Below are 3,187 nucleotides of genomic sequence, written 5' to 3' on the forward strand. Positions count from 1 at the left end.
CCTAAATCCAGAAGCGGTTCGTTGTGCGCGCCGTATATTTCTTTGACATCGTATTTTTTGAATACTCCGGACTGCACGACACTGCCCGCGCCGTTCACGCTTTCTTCAGCTGCCTGGAAGATACAGAGGATATTGCCTGCAAAGTCTCTGTGTCTGCTGAGGTAAAGAATCGCCGCGAGCAGCCACGTTTGATGACCGTCATGTCCGCAGGAATGCGCCTTCCCATTTTCTGATGCCCACAGACAGCCGCTCTGCTCGGTAATATTGAGCGCGTCGATATCGGCCCGAAGGGCGATTGTTTTACCGGGCTTGCTGCCTCGGATCAAAAGAAAACCGCTGCCGGAAGATGACGCCGTATCCAAACCCTCGATTCCGTTTTCTTTGAGAAATTCCGCGATCTTCGCAAGCGTTAAAGACGTATCAAATCCGACTTCGGGTTCTCTATGGACCCGTCTTCTAAAGTCGATTAAACGCTTTTCGTATTGTTTAATCTCATCGATGATGTCCTGAGGATTCAGGTACTGCTACATAAAAGACTCCTCTGTTTCGATTTTTGAATCCGTTCTGTTCTCGTGCTTCAGGTCGATGAAAACACATCGCTTACGCGCATGATCTCTCCGCATGAAGAAAAGTCATACCCGGGAAGATCGTCCCAACTGATTGTCTTTAAATACTCCACAAATGCCTCTCCTTTCTTTGATTGGAGAAATGAGAGCCGAGCGGCTAAAAAATAGCTTTCTTTAACAAGCGGAATAAAATCCAGGCCATGCTGCTCCGCTATTTTTTCGGTACAAATGCCCGCATCCACCTTGCCTGAAGCAATATTCACCGCGGTCAGAGGCGCAGATGCGGAAATATTGTCATAACCGTCGATTTCCTCCGGCTTCACACCGCAGGCAGTAAGCTGCTCGTCAAAAATCAGCCGAGTTCCGGTACCGACCGCTCGATTCATAAAGCGCGCGTGCTTGAGCTGAAGATCAAGTACCGAATAGATCTTGAGCGGGTTGCCCGCCGCGGTGGCAATTCCCTGAAGGCGCGAAGCAAAGAAAATCAGTCTGTTTTTTTCTTCATCCAGAAGAGGCAGGAACAATTTAGCTGCCGAGCCCCCTCTTGCAGAAGCCTTCGGAAAATTAAAACCTGCGAGATCGCATTTACCTTCCGCTAGCAATTTGAGACCGGCCTGACTCGAGCTAAAGGAGACCTCCAGCTCAAAGGTGTTGGGATGCGGAATTCGTCTCAGTTTATCGAGAGCTATATCTGCGCATCCGTCAATTCGGATCGGATCCCAGCTATCCTTCAGCGCCCGGGAAAACGTCTGGGAGATGCCGGCCTTCAGATCCAGGATTTGTTCCAAATATCTTGCCTGAATTTCCTTGTTCGCCCAAAGAAGTCTCTCCGCATATTCGGTGAGCTCTCCGTTTTTTCCTCTTCCTCTTACTAAGAGTTCGGCTCCGAGTTCTTTTTCCCAGCGATTGAGTTCGTTCCAAAGATGACGATACGAAAACTTCAGCAGTTTGGCCGCACCGGAAAGAGAACCGGAACTTTTTACCGCGTCAAGCATATCGATCAGACTGTTCCTCAAAGGCAGACGCCCGCTGTCGGGTTCAGCGCCGAATGAAAACTCCAGATGCACGTTCAGTTTCTTCATTTAGCGTTCCATTTTTCCCGAGATATGAATACAAGTGCCTATTTTATTCCAGTACTGATTCAGAAAAATCAAGACTCCTATAAATCACATACCCAATTCCAGCGAATCAACCTAGTGTAAATATTAAGTTTTGTCTTATTATGAACTACTGTTCATATTTAAAATTAATGAAATAATTGCATTGCTCACACCAAGGAGAGATGATATGGAACATAAAACAATTCAATTTTCCAGAAGAAACCTTCTGGGATCCGCGGCCGCACTTGCCGGCACCTCCCTCACCGGCATTTCCGCCGCTCAGGCTGCCGAAAGCGCAGAGGCACAGAAGATCCGTCCGCTCACCGGCAAGATGACCTATGAAGAAGTCCGCAACCGTGCTCGTCAGATGATGATGCCGCGCTGCTACGTCTGTCCGGAGTGCAACGGCCGAGGCCCCTGTATCGGTCAGGTTCCCGGATTCGGCGGCATGGGCGCAAGCCGCGGTTTCCAGGCCAACTACGACTCTCTCGCAGCCGTTCAGCTCAACTCTCGAGTGGTACACGACGTACACGTCCCGGACACCAGCATTGATTTCTTCGGCACCAAGATCTCTATGCCGGTCATTGCTGCGCCGACAGGCGGTACCACTTATAACATGGGCGGCAAACTGACAGAAGCCGAGTTTGTTAACGCCATCTGCGGCGGCTGCAATAAAGCCGGCACACTCGGCGCTGTCGCTGACGGTATCGGTGACCCGCTTGACGTCTATGAAAAGCGTCTTCAAACACTGAAAAAAAACGGCTACAAAGCCATCGTCGGCTTGAAGCCGAGACTGCAGAAGGACATTATGGAAAGAATGCGTTTGGCTGAACAGGCCGGCATTATTGCGCTGACGGTTGACCTCGACAGCGCGGGAAGAGCCGCAAGAGCGACTAAGGGCCAGACAGTCGAGCCCAAGACACCTGAACAGCTGAAAGAACTCGTCAAAGCGTCCAAACTTCCGCTCATCTTCAAAGGCATTATGACGCCCGATGAAGCTGAACTCTGTGTCAATGCAGGCGCTGCCGGCATCGTCGTATCCAACCATGGCGGCCGCACACTTGCAGACACCCCGGGAACAGCCGCGATTCTTCCTCAGATCGCCGATAAGGTCAACGGCAGATGCTTCATTATGGTTGACGGCACACTCGCTCGCGGCACTGACATCGAGAAATATCTCGGCTTAGGCGCCAACTGCACACTGGCAGGAAGACACTTTGTCCGCGCCGCACACGGCGGTCTTGACGATGGTGTCGCTCTCTTTGCCAACCGGCTGAGAGACGAACTGGCCGTCGCAATGGTTCTGACCGGAGCCCAGACAGTGAAAGATATCAACCGCAATATGGTTGTGATTCCTCATTAATTAACCGACTGCTTCCTATCCTGAATTCCCAAAAACTAGATCATAAATATTACTAGTAGTTACACACAGTGCCCAAATTGCCCGTAAACCGGGCATTAGGCATTATTTTTAACTGATTTAATAGATTATAATTATATAATCTACCTGGAGGGATTCAT

3 protein-coding genes are annotated in these 3,187 nt (G+C 50.1%); 1 reads left to right on the forward strand and 2 read right to left on the reverse strand.

What is annotated here, in order from left to right; genetic code table 11:
- On the reverse strand, nucleotides 1–362 hold a 362-nt coding region (locus tag E5987_RS12445; RefSeq protein WP_237178845.1), incomplete at its 3' end, for a M20/M25/M40 family metallo-hydrolase.
- 215 nt (nucleotides 363–577) lie between these two features.
- Nucleotides 578–1,648 (reverse strand): substrate-binding domain-containing protein, encoded by a 1,071-nt coding sequence (locus E5987_RS12450; protein ID WP_160336388.1) that lies wholly within the window; start codon nucleotides 1,646–1,648, stop codon nucleotides 578–580.
- Between the two features lie 205 nt (nucleotides 1,649–1,853).
- Between E5987_RS12450 and E5987_RS12455 the strand changes: the two genes are divergently transcribed.
- Nucleotides 1,854–3,029 (forward strand): alpha-hydroxy-acid oxidizing protein, encoded by a 1,176-nt coding sequence (locus tag E5987_RS12455; RefSeq protein WP_160336389.1) that lies wholly within the window; start codon nucleotides 1,854–1,856, stop codon nucleotides 3,027–3,029.
- The last annotated feature ends 158 nt before the right edge of the window (nucleotides 3,030–3,187 follow it).

This window comes from Parasutterella muris, assembly GCF_009767915.1.
Classification (GTDB): domain Bacteria; phylum Pseudomonadota; class Gammaproteobacteria; order Burkholderiales; family Burkholderiaceae_F; genus Parasutterella; species Parasutterella muris.

Excerpts from the sequence above, each read along its gene's own strand:
- E5987_RS12455 (WP_160336389.1), top strand. The coding sequence starts at position 1,854 with ATGGAACATAAAACAATTCAATTTTCCAGAAGAAACCTTCTGGGATCC.
- E5987_RS12450 (WP_160336388.1), bottom strand. The coding sequence starts at position 1,648 with ATGAAGAAACTGAACGTGCATCTGGAGTTTTCATTCGGCGCTGAACCC.